The organism is Kistimonas asteriae (genome assembly GCF_018263925.1).
Lineage (GTDB): Bacteria > Pseudomonadota > Gammaproteobacteria > Pseudomonadales > Endozoicomonadaceae > Kistimonas > Kistimonas asteriae.
In genome coordinates this window covers 80,650-86,649 of the sequence record NZ_JAEVHF010000021.1, presented here as the reverse complement: position 1 = coordinate 86,649, position 6,000 = coordinate 80,650, and the positions used below count along the sequence as shown (strand labels likewise).

The following is a 6,000-nucleotide window of genomic DNA, read 5'->3' as shown; positions in this document are numbered from 1 at the left end:
ACTGTTATCGATTTAACCGGCGCTTTGATTTGAAGGCGATGGTATCAAGGCTGGGTTACATGGCTGCGCGAACCTGCCCCATGCCAGCAAGGCTTCTCAAGCTGGCTGAGCCACAGTGGTAATCAGGAAGACTCTTGAATGTTATTACTGAAAGCAGTTGCAACATTATCGGTGTGTAGTCTGTAGAAAAGCATCCCAGTTCTGCCCTATATGAACGCCTGGAACGTTTATATTCTCTTCATGGAATTCAACAGTATTTCCAAACCGAAAATAGTCATCATGCACAACATGGTTTGTACGAATATATGGCCAGACAGTTTCACGAAGAAATAACTGGTCGATAGTCCTTTCTTTAGTATTGCCTTGGTAGTACTCATTAAACAGAGGCTGGAGTTCAGGTAAAGCCCCCCCTATGCCTCCCCACAAACCAGCCAGTATCAATTCACTGTGTGAGTACCAATCCCTTATTAAATGAAATGACCTACCGGACCTTATCCACTGGTCAACTGCCGAACGCTCCTGTAACGTCAGCGGCGAATCCACATCACGGATAATATAACGCGACACTGTCGGATCATCAGCCACCAGGAAACGCCAGAAAAGACCATAAAAAAAGCCCTGGTCTTCCGGCATCATTATCAGCTCGGCATCTGCCTCCTGTAATGCCTGCAACGTGGCAGTTGGCACACTTTCTCCGCAATAAAAACGGCATTGCCAACCCGGATAAATAACCAATGCCGCATAGGCATTGCGTACCGCCCCGCGAAGATAAACGGGATTATCTCCCCAGAGGCTATAACTGATAACTTGTAGCCCATCTCCGGAGGATGCTTCCGTTACTGCACCAGGCTTCATACCTGCTCTGTTTTCCAGAGCAGCCAGCTTATCCGGAGAGCAGACTGCTGCATCCTTGGCCTCCAGCGACAACCGGCCATAATGTTTGGCAGCGTCATAATGCCTCGTTGAATAGGCAAGATGGGTCATACTATCCAACGCAACCACATTGCCAGGTTCACGCTGAGTCAGCTGCTGCAATGTGTCCAGGCTCCCCTCCACATCGCCTGTCATGAACTGCAGAGTGCCAAGATTGACAACTACTTCACTGTCATCCGGCAAGTAGCGATGCAGTACGCGGGTAATATCCAGAGCAGTGACATAGTCGTTACACGCATAAAGCGCCATGGACAGGTATTTCAGGTCATTGATAGGCGGAGAATCCTCAGGCGACGCCTGGATGACCTGCTGGAAATAACCCGCAGCATCGGCGAACTGCCCCTGTCGGTAACAGGCCATGGCTTTCTGACGAAGGTCCTGCATGGTGGTTCCGTGCTGGCTCAATGTATCTGATTATTCGGCCTGTCACGGGCATCCTTCAATCGCTCTGTTTGCCGGTTTAATGACGCTTTCCGTCAGGATCCGTTCTGTAAAATGAAGCAATGCACTGAAATCATCATCTCCTTTTCCCGCATTAAAGATATTTTCCATTCGGACGAAAGTTTCATTTGTAGGATAACGCTGTGCATTAAAGGAGTAGTGCCATGCTGTCGCAGAGAGTTCTGCCGCGGTTAACCATTCTGGCAGTTCTGCTTGCCCCGGTTGTATCTGCTGCACCCATGGGTGTCAGCCTGAGTCGGGATATCGTCAAACAGATCATTGCTGATAACCCCGGTCATATATCTGCCGCTTCCCAGGAAGTGGTTCAATCTTCCCCCAGTGCCGACTCGGTCGATACCCACCAACCGATTGCGCAGTTCAATGCGCTGCGCCAGGCCACGCTGATTGTCAGTGAGATGGTGAAACAGGCGCCTGACAAGACGCCGGAAGCCACACCGGTCAGCGCGGAACCTCCGGCAATCGCCATACAGCAGGCAGCAGTCGATACTGAACAGCTAATCGCCGAAGCCAAGTCTGAAGTGGATACGGTCATTGATGCCACTGAACCAACCGCTGCCGGCACAGAACCTGTCGCCGGACTGGACTTTGCGACACTGCTGGCTGCCAATGACTTCCACGAGTCCCCAAAATATCAGTCCTATGAAGGGCTGGCTTTCGGCGACACCCGTCACCGGGTCAGGAACGGGTTCTGGACCAATTTCAAAGCCTTCTCCGCCGAGCGTCGGGATACTGACACCATGTCAGGCTTTGATGCCAGCGGTGAGTCGTTCACGGCCGGTCTGGAAACCGACGGCCTGATGTCGGGCGCCCTGTTCGGTGCAGCGATGACCATGAGCAAGAGCCGGATTGATGATAAGCCCAACCAGGAGCGTAACGATATCCGCTCATTCACGGGTTCCCTGTACAGCTCCTGGAAGTTTGATTCCGCTTTCCTGGAAGCCGGTGTTTCCTTTGGGCGTGCCCGTAACGAAACCCGTCGGATGGCAACCGTTGGCGGCGGCACAGGACACCTGGAAAGCAAGTACTATGCGAGCACAGCCCATGCCCGCCTGTTAGTCGGTAATGTCTACAGCCTGGCGCCCAACTGGACGCTGACGCCACTGGCTGAGCTGAACTACAACCGGATCTCGTTCGACAGTTATACCGAAAAGTGGGACAGCGACTGTACCGGCACCTGTACTGATCCAACCACGCAGTACCAGCCGGATTCACAAAGCTCAATGGAAGGTGGTCTTGGCTTCAACCTGGCGGGTAACCTGGGCCATGGCAGGGCACGGCTGGTGCCGTTTGTCAGTATCATGGGATACCACAACTTCCGCCGGGATGCGTCCTCACAAAGGGCCATCTACACCACGGGTATTGACCAGGTTCTCATTACGGCTCCTGAACGTAACCGCGGACGGGCGCGTTTCAGCTTCGGGCTCAGTCTGATTCTGGATCAAAACTTCAGGCTGGATCTCGGTGTTATCCGTAACCAGATGAAAGGTTACAAAAACGACAGCGCCAACCTGAAGATCCGTTACAGCTTCTAAAACAGTTTCATCACCCTTATTGGCGGCTTTAATAGCCGCCTTTTTTTATCTGTCAGTGCGCATTGAGTAGTTTTACGCGACCTTTGTCCTGGCGCTCGTACCGCATGATGAGTGGGTACATGACAACGCTCAGAATAAAAGCGGTATAAAATGAATAACCGATACCATGCTCAGGTATCAGCAACACCGTCAACAGGCCTGCACCTGCACTGACCAACAGGGTCAACAGCGCCGGGAACTGCCACGCAGCCTGATTGTCTTCATCGTACAGCGCCTCAATATCGATCTGACGTCGCCTGACCAGGTAATAATCCGCCAGCATGATACCGATAATCGGACCGAGCAGGACGGAACAGCCCACCTGAAAGGGGATCAACTGTTCAGCAAACAGCCAGGGACAGATCAGCAAACCGATCACTGCCGAAACAATGGTCGCACGCCGGAAGGTTAATGTTGGATGCAACGCCATGACAATATACGTTGCTGGCATAAGATTCGCTGTCGTATTGGTAGACCACTGGGCAAACACAATAGTCAGTAAGGCGGCTGCCATAATGGCAGGGCTGGTGTCGTGGAATGTCTTGATGATGACATCGACAGGGTTCCACTCCCCGGTCAATATACCGGAGACCATGCCAACCATGATCACGAGAGAACCTATGACGATCAAGCCAAGGAACTGACCGCCAATCGTCAGCTTTTGCCGATGCCAGAAGTGTTTCTTTTCAAACCCGGCCGGGCGACGGATCATTCGGCCCAGGTCAGAACTGTTCAATGCCATGGTGATCCATACCCCGGCAATACCGGCCACCGCAAAGGGAAAACTGTACGTATTGTGGGCGGGTGCTGACAGAATGTCGGCCATCGATGAATCATGGGTTTTCAACAGCCACATGATGGTACTGGCAAAGAAAATCACCATCAGCGGAATAGCCAGCCAGGCGAACCGCGCCATCGACTTGAGCCCACCAACAGCATTCCAGACCTGCAGCATCGCAAACAAGCCAATCAGCAAATACAGGTTGACTGTAAAATCCGTACCGAACCAGATCGCCATCAGCTTCTGTACCGCAAGCGCCCCTATCCAGGTCTGGAAACCAAACCAGAAAAAACAGGGAATGGCACGAATGACACTGGGAATAATGGCTCCCTTGATACCAAAACAGGCACGCAGGTAAATCACAAAAGGCACACCGTATTTCAGCCCCATATCGCCATTAAGCACCAGCAGGGCCGAAACAATGGTATAAGCGACAATAACAGCCAGAATGATCGACACCGGGCTAAGACCGGGATAGAGCTGACCTCCGACAGCAAATCCCCCGATATTGATAGTCATGCCCGCCCAGAGCAGGGTGTAATCCCAGAAGGACAGGTTTCGCTGGACATCTGTTGTCGGTCGTAACGCATCATTGCACAAGGTGTTACATGACATGGCTTTCCCCCTCGGATTGCCAGATTCTGTAATCTTGCGAGGTTCGGCCGTCAGCTGCTGGTTCTGATACCCGCGGATACGGCCGAACAATAACTGTTCAGCAGGCTGGTATTAACCAGACCTATCCGGATACCACCAGACAGCAACGACTGCATGACGTGCGAGGTAAAGACTAGCGTGATGACCAGTCATACAGTGAGCTCTGGCGACACAGGATCATTACCACGTCCTCTTCAGCGATAATGGCAGTGGCGTCACTATTCACGATGTCGGGGGTGGAAACCTTGTGATAGATCAATACAGCGTCATGATTGCTAACAATTTACACTGCAAATACTATCTTGAATCATGCTGATGCGTTCGGGCATCGCTTTAACGATAAGATCGTCTCAACGCATAACAGGACTACACGTCAACAGGCTACTCTGAGCAGAAGGTTGTTAACAAAAATAGATAGTTCTTCCCATTTGAAACACCTATGGAATGACCACTACACTTTGCGCCAGCGATTGATCATATTGTCATCAATCACGCCATTATTGACAGTCATACCGGTCTGCCTACACGGTAGATTGACTAACCACCCGATGTAAAAAGGGCTAACCTTGGCAGGAACACATAAATACACGCTGGCAGGCTGTCTGGCCATTCTGTTCTGGAGCACCATCGTCGCCTTTGTGCGCAATGTCACCGAGCAGCTGGGGCCGGTTGGCGGGGCGGCCATGATCTATACCGTTAGCTCCATCCTGCTGGCTGTATTTATTGGTTTGCCTCACCCAAAGTTATTCCGCATCCGATATCTCTTACTGGGTGGTTCGTTATTTGTCAGTTATGAGATCTTCCTGGTGCTGGCACTGGGGCTCGCTAATGATCGCCTGCAGGCCATTGAGATAGGGTTGATCAATTACCTGTGGCCATGCCTGACGGTATTACTCACAGTGACCATCAACCGGCAACCAGTGAGTTTCTTGCTGTATCCTGCGCTGCTTCTCGCATTCCTGGGTGTCGCCTGGACGGTCAGCGGTGATGAAGGGCTATCCCTTACCCGACTTGCCGCCAATGTAGCGACCAACCCTTTGAGCTATTCCATGGCCTTTATTGGCGCCTTTATCTGGGCAGTTTACTGCAACGTCACCAAACGTCTTTCCGGTGGCCATAATGCCATTACGTGGTTTTTTATGGCGACAGCCTCGGCGTTGTGGATAACCTACTTCATCAGTGATGCGCCAACCTTGGTCTTTACGACGGGTGCCGTGGTTGACCTGCTGCTGGCAGCTACCGCCATGGGGATGGGTTATGCCCTGTGGAATATCGGCATCATCGGCGGCAACATGGTTTTACTGGCAGTGCTGTCCTATTTCACCCCCCTGCTTTCCACACTGATTGCCGCCATACTGCTTAACGTGACACTCAGCGTAACGTTTTGGCAGGGTGTCATTATGGTCACTGCTGCGTCGTTGATGTGTTGGTGGTTAACCAGGAATAAATAATGAAAACACTCACTGAAATGCAATGTCTATGAGCTCCATTATCAATACAAAAACTCAGGTTAAATATTAAGCGATGAGTTGTTAGCAATACTAAGCAGTTAATTATGAAACTAATCCCTTAAGCTCGATAAAATCCTTCTTTCAGTGA

Annotated in this window: 5 protein-coding genes and 1 pseudogene; 3 read left to right on the top strand and 3 right to left on the bottom strand. The window is 51.3% G+C overall.

Going from position 1 to position 6,000, the window contains the following annotated elements; translation table 11 throughout:
* A pseudogene (locus KHS78_RS19365) lies at positions 1-122 on the top strand (IS1595 family transposase); the annotation flags it as partial.
* A gap of 43 nt (positions 123-165) precedes the next feature.
* Here the strand turns inward: KHS78_RS19365 and KHS78_RS19360 are convergent.
* On the bottom strand, positions 166-1,317 hold the full coding sequence (locus KHS78_RS19360; RefSeq protein WP_211830436.1) for a tetratricopeptide repeat protein: 1,152 nt from the start codon (positions 1,315-1,317) through the stop codon (positions 166-168).
* Positions 1,318-1,359: 42 nt separating this feature from the next.
* Positions 1,360-1,485, bottom strand: a complete 126-nt coding sequence (locus KHS78_RS22515; RefSeq protein ID WP_281417111.1) for a hypothetical protein — start codon at positions 1,483-1,485, stop codon at positions 1,360-1,362.
* A 53-nt stretch (positions 1,486-1,538) separates the two neighbouring features.
* On the opposite strand from KHS78_RS22515, the gene KHS78_RS19355 reads away from it, so the two are divergent.
* A complete protein-coding gene (locus KHS78_RS19355; RefSeq protein ID WP_211830435.1) occupies positions 1,539-2,927 on the top strand; it encodes an autotransporter outer membrane beta-barrel domain-containing protein in 1,389 nt (462 codons plus the stop codon).
* A 52-nt stretch (positions 2,928-2,979) separates the two neighbouring features.
* On the opposite strand, the gene KHS78_RS19350 is transcribed toward KHS78_RS19355, so the two are convergent.
* Positions 2,980-4,362: a cytosine permease gene (locus KHS78_RS19350; protein ID WP_211830434.1), complete on the bottom strand. Its 1,383-nt coding sequence runs from the start codon at positions 4,360-4,362 to the stop codon at positions 2,980-2,982.
* A gap of 605 nt (positions 4,363-4,967) precedes the next feature.
* Here KHS78_RS19350 and yddG point away from each other — a divergent pair.
* Positions 4,968-5,852 carry an aromatic amino acid DMT transporter YddG gene (gene yddG / locus KHS78_RS19345; protein ID WP_211830432.1) on the top strand — a complete coding sequence of 295 codons (885 nt, stop codon included), beginning with the start codon at positions 4,968-4,970 and terminating at the stop codon, positions 5,850-5,852.
* Positions 5,853-6,000: the final 148 nt, after the last annotated feature.

Excerpts from the sequence above, each read along its gene's own strand:
- KHS78_RS19360 (WP_211830436.1), bottom strand. The coding sequence starts at position 1,317 with ATGCAGGACCTTCGTCAGAAAGCCATGGCCTGTTACCGACAGGGGCAG.
- KHS78_RS22515 (WP_281417111.1), bottom strand. The coding sequence starts at position 1,485 with ATGGAAAATATCTTTAATGCGGGAAAAGGAGATGATGATTTCAGTGCA.
- KHS78_RS19355 (WP_211830435.1), top strand. The coding sequence starts at position 1,539 with ATGCTGTCGCAGAGAGTTCTGCCGCGGTTAACCATTCTGGCAGTTCTG.
- KHS78_RS19350 (WP_211830434.1), bottom strand. The coding sequence starts at position 4,362 with ATGTCATGTAACACCTTGTGCAATGATGCGTTACGACCGACAACAGAT.